Here is a 19,134-nt window from a genome sequence, read left to right on the forward strand (position 1 = left end):
TTCCCTTCATCCTCCCCTGGAGGGGAGGATCGCCGCGCATTGCATGCGCGGCGAGGTGGGGTGAAGGTCTATCCGCGTTGGCAGTATCGCCGCACACCAGCCCTAAATCGCGCTCTCGCCTTCGTGCTGGAAGCCGAGATAGCTTGCGGCGACGCCCTTGTTGGCGGCGATGTCCTTGGCGGTGCCCGACAGCACGAACTCGCCGAGCTCCATGACATAGGCGCGGTCGGCGATCTGCAATGCGGCCTGGGCGTTCTGCTCGACCAGCAGCACCGAGACGCCGGCTGCGCGAAGCTCGCCGACAATGCGGAAGATGTCGGCGACAATGATCGGGGCGAGGCCGAGGCTCGGCTCGTCCAGCATCAAGAGCTTCGGCGCGCCCATCAGCGCGCGGCCCATCGCCAGCATCTGCTGCTCGCCGCCGGACAGCGTTCCGGCAAGCTGCTTGCGCCGCTCCTTGAGTCGCGGAAACAGCGTGTAGACCCGCTCCAGCGAGACCGCCGCGACAGCCTTCGCGATCCGGAAGGCGCCGAGCTCGAGATTGTCCTCGACATTCATGGTGCCGAACAATTCGCGATGCTCGGGCACCAGGCTCAGGCCCGTTGCGACGCGGTCCTCGATATCGAGCGGGGCCATGTCGACGCCGGCGAAGGTGGTGCGGCCCTTCAGCGGCAGCACACCCATGATGGCGTTGAGCAGCGTGGTCTTGCCGGCACCGTTGGCGCCGATGATGGTGACGATCTCGTTGTCGGCGACGTCGAGCGAGACGCCGCGCACGGCCTCGACCTTGCCGTAGGAGATGTGGACGTCGGCAACCGATAGCAGCGCGCTCATGCGGCGGCTCCGAGATAGGCCTTGATCACGTCGGGATTGCGCTTGATCGCGGCCGGCGTGCCTTCGGCGATCTTGGTGCCGAAATCGAGCACCACGATGCGGTCGGCGAGATCCATCACGAACCCCATGTCGTGCTCGACCAGCAGCACCGACATGCCGCCGTCGCGCAACTGCCGGAGCAGCGCAGCCAGCCGCTGCTTCTCCATGTGGCGCAGGCCGGCGGCCGGCTCATCGAGCAATAGCAGCATCGGATCGACGCACAGCGCGCGGGCGATCTCGACAATGCGCTGCTGCCCGAGCGACAGCGAGCCCGCGAGCTGGTCGATCTGGTCGGACAGCCCGACGCGCGCGATCTGGCGCGCCGCTTCCGCCAGCAGTCTCGCCTCATCGGCGCGGTCGAGTCGCAGCATGCTGGAGATCGCGCCGGAATTGCCGCGCAGATGCGCACCGATTGCGACGTTCTCCAGCACAGTCATGTCGGGCACCAGCTTGACGTGCTGGAAGGTCCTGCTGACGCCGAGCTTGACCACCTCCTGCGGCGGGGCATTCGCGACCTCGTTGCCGAGCACGGAAATCTTGCCGCCGGTTGCGGTCAGGACGCCGGTGATCAAATTGAAGGTGGTGCTCTTGCCGGCGCCGTTCGGGCCGATCAGCGCGACGATCTCGCGGGCGTTGACGTCGAACGAGACGTCGTTGACCGCGAGCACGCCGCCGAACTGCTTGCGCGCCTTGTCGATGTGCAGAAGGATCGGAGACGTTCCGGGCGCCCGTTCGCGGTGCTCCAGCTTCACGGACGTGTCCAGGATCTTGCGGGCGGGCTTGAACGGCAGCCGCGACATCAGCCAGGGCCAGACGCCTTGAGGCGCGAGCTGCAACAGCAGCACCAGCATGATGCCGAACACGATGGTCTCGAGCTGGCTCTGGCCGCCGAAGATGTAGGGCAGGTAGCTCTGCAGCACCTCCTTGAGGATCACGACGATGCCGGCGCCAAGCACGCCGCCCCAGACGTAACCGGCGCCGCCGACCACGGCGATGAACAGATACTCAATGCCGGCCTGCGCGCCGAACGGCGTCGGGTTGGCGGCGCGCTGGAAATGCGCATAGAGCCAGCCGGACAGGCCGGCCAGCACCGCGGCATAGATGAACACCAACAGCTTCGCGCGCGGCGTCTGCACGCCGAACGCTTCGGCCGCGACATGGCCGCGCCGCAAGGCGCGGATCGCGCGCCCGGTGCGGGAGTCCAAGAGGTTCATGGTCAGCAGCGCGGAGAGCAGCACCGCGACCCAGATCGCATAGTAGATCGCATCCGGGCTCAGCATCTTGAACGAGCCGATCGACAGCGGCGGAATGCCGGAGATGCCGTCGTTGCGGCCGAGGAATTCGAGCTTGCTGAACAGATAGAACAGCCCGATGCCCCAGGCGATGGTGCCGAGCGGCAGATAATGGCCGGATAGCCGCACCGTGACGATGCCGAGCAGCACGGCCGCGATGCCGCTGACCAGGAGCGAAGCCGGCAGCGTCAGCCAGGGCGAGACGCCGTAGGCGGTGGTCAGCACCGCCGTGGTGTAGGCGCCGAAGCCGCAGAATGCGGCCTGGCCGAACGAGGTCAGGCCGCCGACGCCGGTGAGCAGCACGAGGCCCATCGCGACCAGCGCGGCGAGGCCGATATTGTCGAGCAGCACGATCCAGAACGGCGGGATGCCCGGGACAAGCGGAATCACCGCCATCACAAGTGCGAAGATGATGAGGGGAAGGCGCTGCGTCATCGCGCTCAATCCTTCTCTTCTTCGACCTCGGGCGCCGCGAGCGAGCGCAACACGAGCACGGGGAGGATCAGCGTGAACACGATGACTTCCTTGAAATTGCTGGCGTAGAACGACGAGAAGGCCTCGACGATGCCGACCACGATGGCGGCGACCGCGGTCAGGGGATAGCTGACCAGGCCGCCGATGATGGCGGCGATGAAGCCTTTCAGGCCGATCAGGAAGCCGGTGTCGTAATAGAGCGTGGTGATCGGCACGATCAGGATGCCGGAGATCGCGCCGATGACGGAGGCGAGCAGGAACGCGATCTGGCCCGACAGCGTGGTGCGGATGCCGACCAGGCGGGCGCCGAGGCGGTTGACCGCAGTGGCGCGCAGCGCCTTGCCGGTCTTGGTGTAGCCGAAGAACAGCCACAGGGCGACGATGAAGCCGATCGTCAGGCCGTAGACCGCAAGGCTCTGGCCGGTGAAGCGCAGCGGGCCGGCGGTCACTGCGGCATTCGACAGCGCAGGCGCGCGCAGGCCTTCGGCGCCGAAGAACACCAGGCCGAGGCCCTGCAGCGCCAGATGGCAGCCGACCGATGCGATCAACAGCACCAGCACGGAGGTGTGCGCGATCGGCTGGAACGCGATGCGGTAGAGGAACAGCCCGATCGCCGCCACGATCAGGAGCGCGAGCGCGATGTTGACGGCGATCGGCGTGCCGGGACCGACCAGCGCGTAAATCAGACCGAGCAGCGCGACGGGAAAGGCGATGTTGAGCGCGACCGAGCGGATCACCAGCCGCGCATGCAGCGCGTTGCGGGCGAAGAACAGGTCGAGGGCGAAGGCGACGAGGCCCATCGCGACGGCAAGCCGTGCCGTCCCGGGCACCTGGCCGGTCGCCAGCATGGCGTAGCTCAGCGCACCGTAGGTGACGAATTCGCCCTGCGGGATCAGGATCACCCGCGTGACCGCGAACACCAGCACCAGGGCCAGCCCGAGCAGTGCGTAGATCGCGCCATTGGTGATGCCGTCCTGCAGCAGGAACAGCATGATCGTTGTGTTCAAGGCCGAGCGCTCCCCCTCAAGCGTCGGACCGCCTCGACCGGTTGCGCCGGTCAGGTCGGCCGATATCGGCTGTTGAAAGCTGCCGATATTTGATATAGTCCATAACAATTATTAGATATAATCTCAAGGTCCCCGAGTGTCGTGCGGGATTCTTGTACCGGGATTGCGAGCCTGGAGCGATGACTGTTTCCAAGACCGCCACCGATGCCCTCCGTTCGTCGCGGGCCCTGCGCAGGGAACCGGCCGATTCTGCCGGGGACGACAGCATGCTGCAACTGGGCGAACTGTCCGGATTGCTCGGCTATTCGTTGAAGCGCGCGCAGCTCAGGGTATTCGAGGACTTCCTGCGCTGCGTCGCGCCGCTGCAGCTGACGCCGGCGCAGTTCTCGGTGCTGCTGCTGCTCGACAAGAATCCGGGCCGCAACCAGACCGAGATCGCCAACACGCTCGGCATCCTCAGGCCGAATTTCGTCGCGATGCTCGACGCGCTGGAGAGCCGCGACCTTTGCGCGCGGATGCGCTCCACCAACGACCGCCGGTCCCACATCCTCGTCCTGACCGACAAGGGCCGTGCTGTGCTGGCGCGCGCCAAGAAGCTGGTCGCCAACAAGCACGAGGCGCGGTTGATCGAGGTGCTCGGCCCCGCCAACCACGCCGCGCTGCTGGAGATGCTGGCGAAGCTCGCGCAGGAATTTTGAGAGAGCGCGACGGCCCGTCCGCTCGCAATGACGCGTTGGGTTGATACATATCCGGCATGCGGGCGCCGCCAGGCGGCGAACCATCGCGGTCTAAAGCTTGTAGCCGATGTTCCGCAGCAGATCCTTCCGCCACGCAATGTCGGCGTCGGTTTCGACACCCAGCGGCGAGGCGCCATCCACCACGCCGAGCACGCCGCGCCCGAGCTCCGTCTGCGCGACGATCACCTGTGTTGGATTGGCCGTCGAGCAATAGATGCGGCAGACCTCCGGCACTGCGCGCACCGCCGGCAGCACGTTGACCGGAAAGAACCCGTCGCCGAGGAAAATCAGGAAGGTGTGACCGGCGCCGATCGCCAATGCGTTGTCGCGTGCCAGGGCGAGCGAGGCGTCGTCGTTACCGGAGCAGCGCACCAACCGCTTGCCGGAGGCCTCGCAGAAAGCCAACCCGAAGCGGATGCGCGGAACCGCGCCCACCAGCGCTTCGTGAAGGTCTTCCACGGTCTTGATGAAATGCGACTGGCCGAAGATGAAGTTGGTCTCATCCGGCTTGACGATGGGCACCACGGTGAGTTCCATGGCTTCGCTCCCGCACGCGAACTCCCCAATCCATGGTAGGCCGTCGGAGGGCGTTTGCAAGCGGCCACAGGCGCTCAAATGTGCCGGCTGTCTGCTTCGGCTCACGCCGACCAGACCCGCGTCCGTACTCACGACGGCTCTCAAGGGGGGGACCGGAAATCGCCGGGAGGTTGCGCGCCGAAGGGCGGCAATTGTGGTATCCTCCGTCAAGCGCGATGGCCCGTATGTTGCCCGGCCCCTCGCAAAAGGCCGCGAAGCGTACCGAGCGTTGCTAACGGATCTGAAGGGAGCGCTTCCGGGGGCTCGAGGAGGATCAACGCCGTGAAGCGGGACTTCGACCTCATCGTCTATGGCGCGACGGGTTACACCGGGGGTCTCATCGCCGAATATCTGGCGACATCCTATCGCGGCGACGATGCTCCGTCCTGGGCAATCGCGGGACGCTCGACCGACAAACTCCAGAAAGTGCGTGCCGACATCGGCGCACCGGACGATTTGCCGTTGGTGAAGGCGGATGCCGCCGACCCGGCCAGCCTGCGTTCGATGTGCGAGCGCGCGGCCGTGGTCGTCACCACGGTCGGGCCCTATCAGCTTCACGGTCCCGAGCTAGTGGCGGCATGCGCGGCCACCGGCACGGCCTATGTTGATCTTTGCGGCGAACCGGGCTGGATGCGGGGTATGATCGACGCCCATCACGAAGAGGCAAAACGGACCGGCGCGCGCATCGTCTTCTCCTGTGGCTTCGATTCCATCCCGTTCGATCTCGGTGTGCTCACGCTGCAGGAGAAGGCGCGCGAGAAATTCGGACGCCCGGCGCGGCGGGTGAAGGCCCGTCTACGCAAGGTGAGGGGTGGCATGTCTGGCGGCACCGCGGCGAGCGCTCAGGCGACGCTGGCCGCCGCGGCGCGCGACCCGGCCCTGATCCGGCTGCTGACCGATCCCTTCGCGTTGACGCCGGGCTTCACTGGGCCGTCTCAGCCGTCGGGCCTCGTCCCCGAATATGACACGAGCATGCACGCGTGGCTCGTGCCGTTCCCGATGGCGCCGATCAACACCAAGAACGTGCACCGCACGAACTTCCTGTTGGGCCATCCCTACGGCAGGGACTTCGTTTATGACGAGATGATGGTGGCGCCGGGACTTGGGGACATCGCGAGCGTAACGACGGAGACGTTCGCCACGGTGGTGTCCTTGTTCGGGACCGGCGGTCTCAAACGCGGCGCAGGCCCGCCCCGGGAAGCGCGCGAGAGGGGCTTCTACGACATCTTCTTTCTGGGCGAGGTGCCGGATGGCGGACGGGCCGAAGCCGTTGTCACCGGCGACCGCGATCCGGGCTATGGCTCGACCAGCAAGATGATCACCGAAAGCGCTCTCTGCGTCGTGCGCGACGTGCAGGGCGAGGGCGGCATCTGGACGCCGGGCGCGCTGATGGGGCCGGCCTTGCGCAAGCGTCTAAAGGAGCGCGCCGGCCTCACCTTCAGTGCGCGTTGAGGTCACGCAGTCGGCAGGTATAGCAGCCAGTTCGGCCAAAAAGCGACTAGAGCATTTTCGGTTCTGATTGAATCAGAACCGAAGCTCTGGATTCTTGTTTTGACGCGTTTTCTTCACGCGAACCGGTGCCCACTTCGCTCGAAAACGCTCTAGAGGGCGATCATGCGATCTTCCGCTACGATACTTGAGCTTGGCTCCGACTCATCTGCTTGCAAGCAAGGCAGCCCTAATCCAGGGCCAAGCAATTGACGGCAGCGAAGCAGCGCCGCAAATCCGGACAGTGCGTCGAGACTGGTCCGAAGCAACATCGGTAACTCGCTCGGCTGTTTCATTGTCGCACGGACCAGCGCGGCGAGATCGATCGTCCCGTTTGCACGCACTGCGGACAGGGCGGCGGCAGGAAGCTGCCGACCGGCCGGATCCATGATCACGCGGACGGCAGTCATAGGGAGGCCGCGCGCTGCAGCGACACTCGCCGCCACATGGGATTCGTTATCGACCGCCAGCGCGCCTGTACTCATATGCAGCGAGCGCTTCGCTTCTGGATGCATGGCGACGGTGGTCACACCAGCAATAGGGCCATAAATCGAACCGGGGATGAGTCGAAGCAAGGCTTGCGACCAGTCCCGATCAGTGAAGAGCTGAAGCGTTTCCGAAACGATCGTCGATGCTACGACGCATGCGCCTGCCGGGAGGTCGGGCGAAAGGCCGCCCGCGACGCCAAAGCTGATGAGACCGCAGCAATCCTCAGCAATTGCCGACGCGAGAGACTCCGCGAGCGTGCTGCCATCGCCACTGCAGATCGCCTGCGTATGCAGGTCTGCAGCGATCCGCGCCTCAAATGCAAGTCCCGTGACTCCAATCACCACTGCCATGAGTCCGCTCCCCGGGTGCCGCGCTGCACGGCGGGTGTCCGCGCATGCGGATCGTATCAGGAGTGTTCTGCTCCAACGCCAAATCGCAAATGACTAACGAGTTAGTTTCTGACGGATATGTTAGCTGCATTGTTTTGGCACCGTGATAAATGCTGCCCTAGGGCCGGGATCCGTGGCGAGCGTGAGATCGTGCCGGAAGCTGCAACAGCGCACTTGACGAGCCAAATCGGGGACCTCACCAGACGCGAGCCGATGCAATGTCCGCCGCATCTCCAAGTCATTGTGCGGAGCGATTTGGAGCATTGTCCGCGCTGGCAGTTCGCCTTCGCGAGCGAGCGCAAGGATCATCGATACTATGAGTTGGTCGAGGATACCCTTCATCCCGAGTTCGATTACCGGTATTTCCTCATCAAGGATGCGGTTGACCAGGTTTGTGCTGTACAGCCATTCTTCCTGATGGACCTGGATTTGCTGGTCGGTGCGAGCCCGCGGTTTGGCGTACTCATCGACGCCATTCGCCGGGTGTGGCCAGGTTTGATGCGCGCCCGTGCGCTCATGGTGGGGTGCGTCGCCGGGGAAGGTCATCTTGACGGGGACGAGGCCTGCCATCGAGGCTGCGCGGAACTGCTGGCCTCTACGATTGCAATACATGCTCGCAGGCTCGGGGCGCGGCTGATCGTGCTCAAGGAGTTTCCGGCGCGATACCGACCAATCCTCGACTGCCTGATCGCTCACGGCTTCACCCGCATCCCCAGCCTGCCCATGACCAGGCTTTGCATCGATTACGCCAATTTCGATGACTATATGAATCATGCGCTCAACAGCGCAACCCGTAAGAAACTTCGCAAGAAGTTTGAGGCGACAGCGCGGGCCTCTCCATCCGTCGAGATGAACGTCGTCAACGACGCGACGCCGGTGATCGCGCAGATCTATCCATTGTATTTCCAAGTCTATCAGCGTTCGAAACTGCACTTCGAGAAGCTGACGGAACAATACTTCTGCGACTTGGGGAGGCGGATGGGGGACAAGGTCCGCTTCTTCCTCTGGCGTCAGAACGAGCGGGTCGTCGCGTTTGCCGCATGCATGGTACACGGTGACGCGATTTATGCGGAGTACATAGGTCTCGACTACGATGTCGCCTTAGACCTGCACCTCTATCATTATGTGTTTCGCGACATGGTGAGCTGGGCAATCGCCAACGGGTACAAATGGTTTCGCAGCAGCGGGCTGAACTATGATCCAAAGCTGCACCTGAGGCACTTGCTTGACCCGATCGACTTATACGTTCGGCACACCTCCGCGCCGATCAACTCAGTGTTGAAGCGCATTCTGCCGGTGCTCGAGCCGACGCGATATGACGAGACGCTTGCGAAGTTTCGTAACTATCAGGAGCTTTGGGCGCAGCCCGAGACTGGCCTTGGGCCCGCCGAGGATACGGCCTAATCCACCAAAATCACCCGCACGTCATTGACGTTGGTCAGCGTCGGCCCAGTCAGCAGCAGATCCCCGGTCTGGGCGAAAAACCCCGTCGCGTCGTTGTTCTCGAGATAGGCCTTCGGATCGAGGCCGATCGATTCCATCTTCGCGAACGTCTGCTGGTCGATCACGGCGCCGGCCGGGTCGGTCGCGCTGCCGGCGCCGCCGTCGGCGCCGTCGGTATCGGCGGCCAGCGCCGAGACGTCGGGCGTATCCTTCAGCAGACCGGCCAGCGCCAGCGCGTATTCCTGGTTGGGGCCGCCGCGGCCGTTACCGCGCACCGTCACCGTGAGCTCGCCGCCGGAGATGATCGCGACGCGCCTGCCTTCGCTGCGCGCCTTCAGCGCAAGCCGCGCATGCTCGGCCGCGACGTCGCGGGCTTCGCCTTCGAGGTCGGCGCCGAGCGCGATGGTCTCGTAGCCGGCGTCCTGCGCGACCTTCACCGCGGCGTCGATCGAGGCCTTCGGCTTTGCCAGCAGTTCGAATGCCGCCCGCGCGAAGGCGGCATCGCCGGGCTTGCAGCTTTCGTTCGCGGGATCGTCGAGTGCGCGACGGACCGCGTCGTCGATCGAGAGATTGTATCTGGCGACCAGCGCGCGGGCGTCCGCCAGCGTGGTCGGATCCGGCACTGTCGGCCCCGAGGCGATCGCGGAGGGGTCATCATGCGGCACGTCGGAAATCGCCAGCGTGACGATCTCGGCGGCGTGCTGGCCGGCGCGCGCCAGCCGTCCGCCCTTGATCCGCGACAGATGCTTGCGCACGGTATTCATTTCGCCGATCGGCGCGCCGGAGCGCAGCAGCGCGCGGTTGACCTGCTGCTTCTGCGCGAAGGTCACGCCCTCGACCGGCGCGATCCAGTTCGCCGAACCGCCGCCGGTCAAAAGCACCAGCAGGAGATCGTCCGGGGTCGCTGTCGCCGCGAGCTGCAGCGTGTCGTCCGCGGCCCGCAAGCCGGCTTCATCGGGCACCGGGTGACCGGCCTCGACGACCTTGATGCGGCGGGTCGGCACGCCATGGCCATGGCGGGTCGTGGCGATGCCGACCAGCCGCGACGGATCGAGCTCGAGCGCGTCGAGATAATGCCGCTCGGCGGCCGCGGCCATCGCCGCGGCGCCCTTGCCTGCGCAGAGACAGATCACCCGTCCCTTCGGCACCGGCCGCAGCCGCGACGCCAGCACGACATCGGGATGCGCAGCCGCTACCGCGGCATCGAAGATCGAACGCAGGAAAGGACGACGGTCGGTCATGGCTGTGCCTTTGCGCGGGTCGGGACGTAGGTACTGTTCCCTCTCCCGCTTGCGGGGGAGGGGCAGGGTGGGGGTGCTGCCACGAGTTGTATTGCGGAGAAAGCCCCCACCCGGATCGCATCTTTGATGCGATCCGACCTCCCCCGCAAGCGGGAGAGGTAAGAGAAGATTGCGGCCGTTTCGATCGAAGCAATATCCATTCCGGCTCTAGTTGCCGCCGACTTCGCCGCTGATGACGTCGCCGAACAATTGCCAGCGCTCGCCCTTGAACTGCATCAGCTGCAGCTGCTCGATCGGCTGGAAGTCGGCAGGCCCGGTCGACAGCGTCACGCCGGGCAGCAGGCCGCCCTGCGCGAATTGCTTCAGGCTCGCGGCCTGCTTCATCACATTGGCGCGGGTGAGGTCGTCGCCGCAGCGGCGCAGCACCTCGACCATCGTGGTCGCCATGTTGTAGCCGGTCATCGCCGAGGCATCGACGCGGTTGGTGTCGGGCATGTATTTGGCGAGCAGTTCGTCGAACGCCTTCATGCCGGCGTCATCCTTCCACTGCGGATCGCTGGCGTCCTTGGCGTAGGCGGCGGAGATCACGCCCTGCGCATTGTCGATGCCGGCCGGACGCATCACGGTCCCGGTGGAGGCCGAGACGTTGGAGACGATGGTCACCGGCTTCCAGTTCATCTCGCCGAGCTTCTTGATCGCCTGGGCGCCGAATTTCGGCGTGGTGAAGAAGACGATGACGTCGGGATTGGAGGACTTCAGCCGCACCACATGGGAATCGATGGTCGGCTCGGCGACTTCATAGCTCTCCTTGGCGACGACGCGCGCGGGGTCGCTGGCGAAGCCGTCTTCCAGGCCCTTGAGGTAGTCCTTGCCCATGTCGTCGTTCTGGTAGAGCACCGCGACCTTGGCGGTGGGCTTTTCCTTGAGCAGATATTTCGCGTAGATCCGCGACTCGCTCTGGTAGCTGGGCAGCCAGCCCATGGTCCACGGGAAGGCCTTCGGATCGTTCCACTTGGTGGCGCCGGTGGCGACGAACAGCTGCGGCACTTTCTTGGCGTTGAGATATTTCTGGATCGCGGTGTTGGAGGCAGTGCCGAGCGTGCCGAACAGGAACAGCACCTCGTCGCTCTCGACCAGCTTGCGGGCCTGCTCGACGGCCTTCGGCGGCGAGTAGGCGTCGTCATAGGAAACGAAAGTGATCTTGCGCCCGTTGATGCCGCCGTCGTCGTTGACCTTCTTGAACACCGCGGCCATCGCCTTGCCGACCACGCCATAGGCCGACGCCGGGCCGCTATAGGGCACGATGTTGCCGATCTTGATCTCGGTGTCGCTCGCACCGGTGTCGTATTTCTTCTGCGCCCATGCGGCATTGCCGGTCGCGGCGGCGACGGCGAGGCCGAGCAGGGCGGTTGCGACACGGTGTCGGATCGGCATCGGCATTTCCCGAAATCTCCTTGTTGTTGCCGCCGCGCAAGGGCGCCGGTTTTTTTTCGGGGTCTTGCCGGTTTACCTAGCGTATTGCCGGGCAAAGTGTAAGCAGGCATTGCCCGGGCCGGCCTGCGGGCAGGGCCATGGCTTTAAATTCCGGTTTCTGACGCGTTTTCTTCGCACGAACCGCTACCCGCTTCGGCCGAAAACGCGCCAACAAAAGCCCCCTGCGACGGTATCGCAGGGGGCCATTCCTGGTCGGAGGGCGGCGGGAAATCAGCCGCCGACGTCGGCGCTGATGACGTCGCCGAACAGTTCCCATTTCTCGCCCTTGAACTTCATCAGCTGCAGCTGGCTGATCGGCGCGAAATCGTTTGCCGCGGTGTTGATCTTGACGCCGGGCAGCAGCACCTCGGTGCGGAAGTCCTTCAGGCTTGCGGCCTGCTTCATGATGTTCTCGCGGGTGAGGTTGTCGCCGCACTGCTTCAGCACCTGGACCAGCGTCTGCGCCACGCCGAAGCCGACCACGGTGCCGCCGTCGAGCTTGTCGCCTTCGGGGAAGTCCTTGGCCATGAAGGCGTAGAACTCCTTCATGCCGGGGTCATTGTCCCATTGCTTGTCGGAAGCGTCCTTCAGGTAGGCGGCGGAGATGATGTCCTGCGCGTTCTCGAAGCCGGCCGGCTTGATCACGCTGCCGACCGAGGCCGACACGTTGTTGAGGAAGTGGGTCGGCTTCCAGCCGATCTCGGCGACCTTCTTGATCGCCTGGGCCGCGAATTTCGGCGTCGCGATGTCGATGAAGACGTCGGCGTTGCTCGCCTTCAGCTTGACGATGTTGCTGTCGATGGTCGGCTGGGAGGTCTCGAAGCTTTCTTCGGCGACGATCATGCTGGCGGCCTTCTGGCCGAGCCCGTCCTTCAGGCCCTTCAGGTAATCCTTGCCGTAATCGTCATTCTGGTAGAGCACCGCGATCTTGGCGTTCGGCATGTTCTTCAGGATGTACTTGGCGTAGATCTGGGTCTCGCTCTGGTAATTGGGCTGCCAGCCCATGGTCCAGGGAAAGTCCTTCGGGTCGTTCCACTTGGTGGCGCCGGTGGCGACGAACAGCTGCGGCACCTTCTTGGAGTTCATGTATTTCTGGATCGCCGAGTTCGACGGCGTGCCGAGCGAGTTGAAGATCAGCAGCACCTCATCGCTCTCGACCAGCTTGCGGGCCTGTTCGACGGCCTTCGGCGGCGAGTAGGCGTCATCGTAGGAGATGAAGTTGATCTTGCGGCCATTGATGCCACCAGCGTCGTTGACCTTCTTGAAATAGGCGGCCTCGGTGCGGCCGATGACGCCATAGGCGGACGCCGGGCCGCTGTAGGGCATGATGTTGCCGATCTTGATCTCAGTATCGCTGGCGCCGGTGTCGTATTTCTTCTGGGCAAGCGCAGCGCTGCCGGATGTCGCGACGAGCGCGAGCGCGGCCCCGAGGACCGCAAGTTTTTTGGTAGCGGACATCTATGTCTCTCTCCCTGTTTGTCAGACGCATGTGTCTCGGCCCCCTTGCTCGGAGAGCTCTTTGTTTGGCTGCAGTGATTATCATTTTAGGCGGTTCGCCTCAATGAGAAGCCCCTGCGGCAATGCCGCAGGGGCCGTATATCTTTGGTCGACGTTTCCCGGCTAACCGCCGACGTCGGCGCTCAAGACTTCGCCAAAGCGCTCCCAGGTCTCGCCCTTGAAGCGGATCAATTGCAGCTGCGAGAGCGGTGCGAAATCGGTCGCCGAGGTGTTGACCTTGACGCCGGGCAGCAGGCCGCCGGGCTCGTAATCGCGAATGCTGGCCGCCTGCTTCATGATGTTCTCGCGGGTCAGATTGTCGCCGCAGGCCTTGAGCACGTGGACCAGTCCCTGCGAGACGATATAGGCGTACATCACCGAGGCATCGGCCCGGTTCGCTTCCGGATAGTACTTATCGAGGAATTCGTTCCAGGCGATCATCGCCTTGTCGGTCTTCCACTGCGCGTCGGTCGGATCCTTGAAATATTGCGACGAGATGATGTCCTGGGCGTTCTCGAAGCCTGCCGGCTTGATCACGCTGCCGATCGATCCGGAGACGTTGTTGAGGAAATGCAGCGGCTTCCAGTTGAGCTCGGCGTTCTTCTTGATCGCCTGCGCCGCGAATTTCGGCGTCGTGATGTTGAAGAACACGTCGGCGCCGGAGGCCTTCAGCCTCACGATGTGGGAATCGATGGTTGGCTCCGTCACCTCGTAGCTGTCCTCGGCGACGATCATTGACGCTGCCTTGGCGCCGAGCCCGTCCTTGAATCCCTTCAGATAGTCCTTGCCGTAGTCGTCGTTCTGGTAGAGCACCGCGATTTTGGCGTCCGGCTTGTTCTTCAGGATGTACTTTGCATAGATGATGGACTCGCTCTGGTAGTTGGGCTGCCAGCCCATCGTCCAGGGGAATTCCTTCGGGTCGTTCCACTTGGTGGCGCCGGTGGCGACGAACAGTTGCGGCACCTTCTTCTGGTTCATGTATTTCTGGATCGCCGAGTTCGGCGGTGTGCCGAGCGAATTGAAGATCAGCAGCACCTCGTCGCTCTCGACGAGTTTGCGTGCCTGCTCGACGGTCTTCGGCGGCGTGTACGCGTCGTCGTAGCTGATGAAGGTGATCTTGCGGCCGTTGATGCCGCCCTCGGCGTTGATCTTGCGGAAATAGGCCTCCTCGGTCTTGCCGATCACGCCATAGGCGGAGGCCGCCCCGCTGTAAGGCATGATGTTGCCGATCTTGATCTCGGTATCGCTGGCGCCGGTGTCGTATTTCTTCTGGGCAAGCGCAGCGCTGCCGGATGCTGCGAGGAGCGCAAGCGCAGCAGCAAATGCCGCCAATTGTCGTATTCCAGACATGCCGTTTCTCTCCCTGATTGCAGATGATGTGTCGCGGCCCCCTGTTTCGAGGGCTCATTATTGATCTTAAAAACTATCATCTTACCTGGGGTGTCTCAATGAAAAGCCCCTGCGGCATTGCCGCAGGGGCTGCGTCTTTAGTCGATCACCCTCAAGGCGGGCCGCTGCTCAAAAATCCGCCAACGTGTTGGCTTGTGCGCCGCGCCAACCGCAGAGATTGCGATCGAGTAAAGCGGCGCCGTTGAGTTGAGCGCGCGGATCGAACAGACCGGCGTGACGATCAGTTGCTCAGATTGCTCGAAATGATGTCCCCGAACAGCTCCCACTTCTCGCCCTTGAACCGCATCAGGCGCAGTTGCTTGATCGGCGCGAAATCGGTGGCTGACGTGTTGATGCTGATGCCCGGCAGCAGCGTATCGGGGACATAATCCTTCAGGCTTGCGGCCTGCTTCATGACATTGGCGCGGGTGAGGTCGTCACCGCACATCTCCAGCACCTTCACCATGGTCTGCGCGGCGGCGTAGCCGAAGGCGGTGGCGCCGTCGAGCTTGTTGGCGTCCGGATAATTCTTCTTGAGGAAGGCGAGGAATTTCTCCATGCCGGGATCCTTGGCCCACTGCGGATCGGCGCCGTCCTTGAGATAGGACGCCGACAGGATACCCTGCGAATTCTCGAATCCCGCCGGTTGCATCACGCCGCCGACGGAGGCCGAGACATTGGCGACGATCTGCAACGGCGTCCATGCGATCTCGGCGGCCTTCTTGATCGCCTGTGCAGCGAATTTCGGCGTCGCGATGCTGACGAAGGTGTCGGCACCGGCGGCCTTCAGCTTGACGATGTGACTGTCGATCGTGGGCTCGGATGTCTCGTAGGCCTCCTCGGCGACGATCATCGATGCCTTGTCGCCGAAGGCGTCCTTCAAGCCCTTGAGGTAGTCCTTGCCGAAATCGTCGTTCTGGTAGAGCACGGCGACCTTGGCGTCGGGCTTGTGCTTCATGATGTATTTCGCGTAGACCCGCGCCTCGTCCTGGTAGGACGGCTGCCAGCCCATGGTCCACGGATAGTCTTTCGGGTCGTTCCACTTCGAGGCGCCGGAAGCGATGAACAGCTGCGGCACCTGCTTCTCGTTCATGTATTTCCGGATCGCCGCGTTGCTTGCGGTGCCGACCGAGCCGAACAGCAGCAGCACTTCGTCGTTCTCGACCAGCTTGCGCGCCTGCTCCACCGTCTTGGGCGGCGAGTAGCCATCGTCGTAGGAGATGAATTTGATCTTGCGGCCGTGGATGCCGCCGGCATCGTTGATCATCCTGAAATAGGCCGCCTCGGTCTTGCCGATCACCCCATAGGCCGACGCGGGACCGCTGTAGGGCATGGTGTTGCCGATCTTGATCTCGGTGTCGCTGGCCCCGGTGTCGTATTTCTTCTGAGCCTGCGCGACATTGCAGCTCGTCAGGATCAGAGCGAATGCGGACAACAGCGCCGTCAGGGACGGACGTGCGGCAGTCATGGTTTCCCCACCTCGGGTTCTTTGTTTGGAGTATTCAATACCATCGGCGCGGGGCGTCAACAAAAAGCCCCCGCGACGGATATCGCGGAGGCCGTTGTTTTATTCCCGCAGTGCAACGTCACCTCACTGGGAGGGGACGTCGCCGGAAATGATCTCACCGAACAGTTCCCACTTCTGACCCTTGAAGCGCTGCATCTGCAGCTGGGCGATCGGGGCGAAGTCGGTGGCCGAGGTGTTGATCTTGACGCCGGGCAGCAGGGTGTCGGGCGTAAAGTCCTTCAGGCTCGCCGCCTGCTTCATGACGTTGGCGCGGGTGAGATCGTCGCCGCACATTTCGAGCACCTTGGCGAGCGTCTGTGCGGCGCCATAGCCGTACACATAGCCGCCGTCGGTCTTGTCGGCGCCCGGCATGTACTTGTCGAGAAACTCGGCCCACTTCTTCATGCCGGGGTCGTTGTTCCACTGTGTGTCGGCACCGTCCTTGGCGTAGGCGGCCGACAACACGCCCTGCGCGTTGTCGAAGCCCGCCGGCTGCATCACGCTGCCGACCGAGGCCGACACGTTGGTGATGATCTGCAGCGGCTTCCAGCCGAGTTCGGCGGTCTTCTTGATGGTCTGCGCGCCGAACTTCGGCGTGGTGTAGATCAGCAGGACGTCGGGATTGGCGGCCTTGATCTTGACGATGTGGCCGTCGATCGACGGCTCCGAAATCTCATAGCTCTCCTCCATGATGATGCTGGAGGCCGCCTTGGCGCCAAAGCCGTCCTTGGTGCCCTTGAGGTAGTCTTTGCCGAAATCGTCGTTCTGATAGAGGATCGCGATCTTGGCGTCGGGCTTCTCCTTCATCAGCCACTTGGCGTAGATCTGCGCTTCGCTCTGGTAGCTCGGCTGCCAGCCCATGGTCCACGGGAAGTTCTTCGGGTCGTTCCACTTGGTGGCGCCGGTCGCGACGAACAGCTGCGGGATCTTCTTGGAATTCAGGTATTTCTGGATCGCGGTGTTGGATGGGGTGCCGAGCGGGTTGAAGACGAGCAACACCTCGTCGCTCTCGACCAGCTTGCGCACCTGCTCGACCGCCTTCGGCGGCGAATAGGCATCGTCATAGCTGACGAAATTGACCTTGCGGCCGTTGATGCCGCCGCGATCGTTGATCATCTTGAAGTAGGCTTCTTCGGTCTTGCCGATCACGCCGTAGGCGGAGGCTGGTCCCGAATAGGGGATGATGTTGCCGACCTTGATCTCGGTATCGCTTGCGCCGGTGTCGTATTTCTTTTGGGCGAATGCGGTCGTGGACGTCGCGGCAACAGCGACGATCGCCGCGGAAATCGCGGCGATCCGAACGGTAGAAAGCATAATATCTCCTGGTTTGCTTCTATAGGCTGTCAGTTTTTCTTGAACTTTGCGGCCAGTTGCTGGGCAACGATCGCAACCTGCCTGGCGCCGTGCGGCACGAGGAAGATGACGAGGAACAGCAGCACGCCGAACACCGCGCCCGAAAGGCCCTTCGAAATACCTTCGGCGATGTTGGGCACGAAGATGATGAAGGCGGAGCCCACGATCGAGCCGGGCAGCCAGCCGACGCCGCCGACCACCATGCCGAGGAACAGCGAGATCGCGAGCTGGATGGTGTAGCCGTCGGGTGCCACGAACTGCACCGCGATGGCGCCGAGACCGCCGGCAACGCCGGTGATGCCGGCCGAGACGCCGAATGCCAGCGTCTTGTACAGCGCGACGTCGACGCCCATCGCGGAGGCCGCGATCTCGTTGTCGCGGATCGCCATGAAGGCGCGGCCCGAGCGCGAGCGCAGCAGGTTCACCGAAGCGATATAGATCGCGATCGTGACCACCAGCGTGAAGTAATACAGCCACATGTCCTGCCCCATCGGCAGGCCGAACGGCGCATCCGGCTTGGTGACCACGAGACCCTGCACGCCGCCGGTCCAGTGCTCGAAATAGCCCAGTTTCAGAAGCTGCGGCATCGCGGTGGCGAGCGCGAAGGTGGCGAGCGCCAGATAGACGCCGGAAAGCCGCAACGCCGGCTGGCCGAACAGGAAGCCGAAGCCGAAGCAGATGATGCCGGCGATCGGCAGCGTGAGGGCATAGTTCATGCCCGCATGCTCCATCAGGATCGCCGAGGTATAGGCGCCGACGGCGTAGAACGCGCTCTGACCGAGCGAGAACTGGCCGGAGCCACCGGTCAGGATGTTGAGCGCCAGCACCGCGATGCCGTAGATCAGAAGCATCGTCATCTGGAAGATGATGAAGTTCTTGACGAACAGCGGGATCAGGATCAGCGCGGCGAGCACGACGAGCGAGGTGCCGTAGCCCAGCGTCATGGCGCGCTTGGGAACGGCCTCGACGGCCTGGCCTTCGGTGACGACTTCGACTTCTTCAGCGGCGCTCATGATCAAACTCGCTTCACGATGGCGCGGCCGAACAGGCCTGCCGGTTTGACGACCAGGACGACGATGATCAGCGCAAGCGCGATCGGAAGTTTCAGCTCATTGCCGACGCCGGGGATGTAGGTGCCGACGAGGTTCTCGAAGACGCCGACCAGGAAGCCGCCCATGACGGCGCCGAACGGGCTCGACAGGCCGCCGAGCACGGCTGCGGCAAATCCGTAGATCAGCACGCCGAGCATCATGTTGGGCTCGAGGAACACCACAGGTGCGATCATCATGCCGGCGATCGAGCCGATCGAGGCGGCCATGCCCCAGCCCAGCGCGATCATCCAGGAGGTGTTGATGCCGACCAGCCGGGCCGATTCCGGCAGCGAGGCTGCCGCCCGCATCGCAAGACCGACCCGGGTGAAGCGGAAGAAGAAGAACAGCAGGAGCAGCATCAACAGGGTGATGCCGATCATGCCGGCCTGGTGAGTCGAGATCAGCTGGCTGCCGAGGAACGGCGAGGAGCCGAACGGCGTCGGATACTGCTTGATGGTGAAGTCCCAGATCAGGCCGGCGACCGAGTTGATGATCGCGTAGAGCGCGATGAAGCCGGCGACGTTGGTCAGGATCGGCGCCTTGGCCAGCGGCTTGAACAGCAGCCGCTCGATGACGATGCCGGCGGCGAACGAAAAGGCGACGGTGAGCACGAAGGCGCCCCAATACGGCACGCCCCATTGCATCAGCTGCCAGGACACGAAGGTCGAGAACATCGCCATTTCGCCCTGGGCGAAATTCAGATGGTCGATGGCCTGGTAGATCATCACGACCGCGAGCGCCATGCAGGCATAGATCGCGCCCGTGGCGATGCCGGCCAGGACCTGGTTGGCAAAAAGCTCCATTGTGCCAGCTCC

16 protein-coding genes are annotated in these 19,134 nt (G+C 63.5%); 3 read left to right on the plus strand and 13 right to left on the minus strand.

Features of this window, described 5'->3' with window-relative positions; translation table 11 throughout:
• Positions 1-102: 102 nt before the first annotated feature.
• Genes AC1VNY_RS01650 through AC1VNY_RS01660 form a run of 3 tightly spaced genes read right to left on the minus strand, consistent with a single transcriptional unit; the run spans position 103 to position 3,646 of the window.
• Positions 103-834: an ABC transporter ATP-binding protein gene (locus AC1VNY_RS01650; RefSeq protein ID WP_482403854.1), complete on the minus strand. Its 732-nt coding sequence runs from the start codon at positions 832-834 to the stop codon at positions 103-105.
• Positions 831-2,600, minus strand: coding sequence for a branched-chain amino acid ABC transporter ATP-binding protein/permease (locus tag AC1VNY_RS01655; RefSeq protein WP_482403855.1), 1,770 nt, complete (start codon positions 2,598-2,600; stop codon positions 831-833). The genes AC1VNY_RS01650 and AC1VNY_RS01655 overlap by 4 nt, the downstream gene beginning before the upstream one ends.
• A gap of 5 nt (positions 2,601-2,605) precedes the next feature.
• The gene (locus AC1VNY_RS01660; protein ID WP_028336532.1) at positions 2,606-3,646 is read right to left on the minus strand and encodes a branched-chain amino acid ABC transporter permease; all 1,041 of its coding nucleotides are present in this window, start codon (positions 3,644-3,646) and stop codon (positions 2,606-2,608) included.
• A 179-nt stretch (positions 3,647-3,825) separates the two neighbouring features.
• On the opposite strand from AC1VNY_RS01660, the gene AC1VNY_RS01665 reads away from it, so the two are divergent.
• The gene (locus AC1VNY_RS01665) at positions 3,826-4,344 is read left to right on the plus strand and encodes a MarR family winged helix-turn-helix transcriptional regulator (protein WP_028336531.1); all 519 of its coding nucleotides are present in this window, start codon (positions 3,826-3,828) and stop codon (positions 4,342-4,344) included.
• Between the two features lie 90 nt (positions 4,345-4,434).
• Here the strand turns inward: AC1VNY_RS01665 and AC1VNY_RS01670 are convergent, their stop codons facing one another.
• Complete coding sequence (locus tag AC1VNY_RS01670) at positions 4,435-4,920, minus strand: adenosine-specific kinase (protein ID WP_028339081.1); 486 nt, start codon at positions 4,918-4,920, stop codon at positions 4,435-4,437.
• Positions 4,921-5,241: 321 nt separating this feature from the next.
• On the opposite strand from AC1VNY_RS01670, the gene AC1VNY_RS01675 reads away from it, so the two are divergent.
• Positions 5,242-6,411 carry a saccharopine dehydrogenase family protein gene (locus AC1VNY_RS01675; RefSeq protein WP_482403856.1) on the plus strand — a complete coding sequence of 390 codons (1,170 nt, stop codon included), beginning with the start codon at positions 5,242-5,244 and terminating at the stop codon, positions 6,409-6,411.
• 149 nt (positions 6,412-6,560) lie between these two features.
• Here AC1VNY_RS01675 and AC1VNY_RS01680 read toward each other — a convergent pair whose 3' ends face one another.
• Positions 6,561-7,286, minus strand: coding sequence for a phosphorylase family protein (locus tag AC1VNY_RS01680; RefSeq protein WP_482403857.1), 726 nt, complete (start codon positions 7,284-7,286; stop codon positions 6,561-6,563).
• A gap of 213 nt (positions 7,287-7,499) precedes the next feature.
• Here AC1VNY_RS01680 and AC1VNY_RS01685 point away from each other — a divergent pair, with 213 nt between their 5' ends.
• On the plus strand, positions 7,500-8,729 hold the full coding sequence (locus AC1VNY_RS01685) for a GNAT family N-acetyltransferase (protein WP_482403903.1): 1,230 nt from the start codon (positions 7,500-7,502) through the stop codon (positions 8,727-8,729).
• Here AC1VNY_RS01685 and AC1VNY_RS01690 read toward each other — a convergent pair.
• From AC1VNY_RS01690 to AC1VNY_RS01725, 8 genes are all read right to left on the minus strand, one after another.
• Entirely contained in the window at positions 8,726-10,009 is a 1,284-nt protein-coding gene (locus AC1VNY_RS01690) for a glycerate kinase type-2 family protein (RefSeq protein WP_482403858.1), read from the minus strand. The two genes, AC1VNY_RS01685 and AC1VNY_RS01690, sit on opposite strands and share 4 nt — an antisense overlap.
• Positions 10,010-10,216: 207 nt before the next feature.
• On the minus strand, positions 10,217-11,449 hold the full coding sequence (locus tag AC1VNY_RS01695; RefSeq protein ID WP_482403859.1) for an ABC transporter substrate-binding protein: 1,233 nt from the start codon (positions 11,447-11,449) through the stop codon (positions 10,217-10,219).
• Positions 11,450-11,713: 264 nt separating this feature from the next.
• Positions 11,714-12,940 (minus strand): ABC transporter substrate-binding protein, encoded by a 1,227-nt coding sequence (locus tag AC1VNY_RS01700; RefSeq protein WP_304497533.1) that lies wholly within the window; start codon positions 12,938-12,940, stop codon positions 11,714-11,716.
• 162 nt (positions 12,941-13,102) lie between these two features.
• Positions 13,103-14,329 carry an ABC transporter substrate-binding protein gene (locus AC1VNY_RS01705; protein WP_411782414.1) on the minus strand — a complete coding sequence of 409 codons (1,227 nt, stop codon included), beginning with the start codon at positions 14,327-14,329 and terminating at the stop codon, positions 13,103-13,105.
• Between the two features lie 280 nt (positions 14,330-14,609).
• A complete protein-coding gene (locus AC1VNY_RS01710; RefSeq protein ID WP_028339074.1) occupies positions 14,610-15,836 on the minus strand; it encodes an ABC transporter substrate-binding protein in 1,227 nt (408 codons plus the stop codon).
• Positions 15,837-15,959: 123 nt separating this feature from the next.
• Positions 15,960-17,189 (minus strand): ABC transporter substrate-binding protein, encoded by a 1,230-nt coding sequence (locus tag AC1VNY_RS01715; protein ID WP_482403860.1) that lies wholly within the window; start codon positions 17,187-17,189, stop codon positions 15,960-15,962.
• 29 nt (positions 17,190-17,218) lie between these two features.
• Entirely contained in the window at positions 17,219-18,241 is a 1,023-nt protein-coding gene (locus AC1VNY_RS01720; protein WP_028339072.1) for a branched-chain amino acid ABC transporter permease, read from the minus strand.
• Between the two features lie 2 nt (positions 18,242-18,243).
• On the minus strand, positions 18,244-19,122 hold the full coding sequence (locus tag AC1VNY_RS01725) for a branched-chain amino acid ABC transporter permease (RefSeq protein WP_028339071.1): 879 nt from the start codon (positions 19,120-19,122) through the stop codon (positions 18,244-18,246).
• Positions 19,123-19,134: the final 12 nt, after the last annotated feature.

The sequence above is a fragment of the Bradyrhizobium ferriligni genome, from assembly GCF_056837965.1.

Coding starts and splice junctions, on each gene's coding strand:
- AC1VNY_RS01650 (WP_482403854.1), bottom strand. CDS start 834: ATGAGCGCGCTGCTATCGGTTGCCGACGTCCACATCTCCTACGGCAAG.
- AC1VNY_RS01655 (WP_482403855.1), bottom strand. CDS start 2,600: ATGACGCAGCGCCTTCCCCTCATCATCTTCGCACTTGTGATGGCGGTG.
- AC1VNY_RS01665 (WP_028336531.1), top strand. CDS start 3,826: ATGACTGTTTCCAAGACCGCCACCGATGCCCTCCGTTCGTCGCGGGCC.
- AC1VNY_RS01670 (WP_028339081.1), bottom strand. CDS start 4,920: ATGGAACTCACCGTGGTGCCCATCGTCAAGCCGGATGAGACCAACTTC.
- AC1VNY_RS01680 (WP_482403857.1), bottom strand. CDS start 7,286: ATGGCAGTGGTGATTGGAGTCACGGGACTTGCATTTGAGGCGCGGATC.
- AC1VNY_RS01690 (WP_482403858.1), bottom strand. CDS start 10,009: ATGACCGACCGTCGTCCTTTCCTGCGTTCGATCTTCGATGCCGCGGTA.
- AC1VNY_RS01695 (WP_482403859.1), bottom strand. CDS start 11,449: ATGCCGATGCCGATCCGACACCGTGTCGCAACCGCCCTGCTCGGCCTC.
- AC1VNY_RS01700 (WP_304497533.1), bottom strand. CDS start 12,940: ATGTCCGCTACCAAAAAACTTGCGGTCCTCGGGGCCGCGCTCGCGCTC.
- AC1VNY_RS01705 (WP_411782414.1), bottom strand. CDS start 14,329: ATGTCTGGAATACGACAATTGGCGGCATTTGCTGCTGCGCTTGCGCTC.
- AC1VNY_RS01710 (WP_028339074.1), bottom strand. CDS start 15,836: ATGACTGCCGCACGTCCGTCCCTGACGGCGCTGTTGTCCGCATTCGCT.
- AC1VNY_RS01715 (WP_482403860.1), bottom strand. CDS start 17,189: ATGCTTTCTACCGTTCGGATCGCCGCGATTTCCGCGGCGATCGTCGCT.
- AC1VNY_RS01720 (WP_028339072.1), bottom strand. CDS start 18,241: ATGAGCGCCGCTGAAGAAGTCGAAGTCGTCACCGAAGGCCAGGCCGTC.
- AC1VNY_RS01725 (WP_028339071.1), bottom strand. CDS start 19,122: ATGGAGCTTTTTGCCAACCAGGTCCTGGCCGGCATCGCCACGGGCGCG.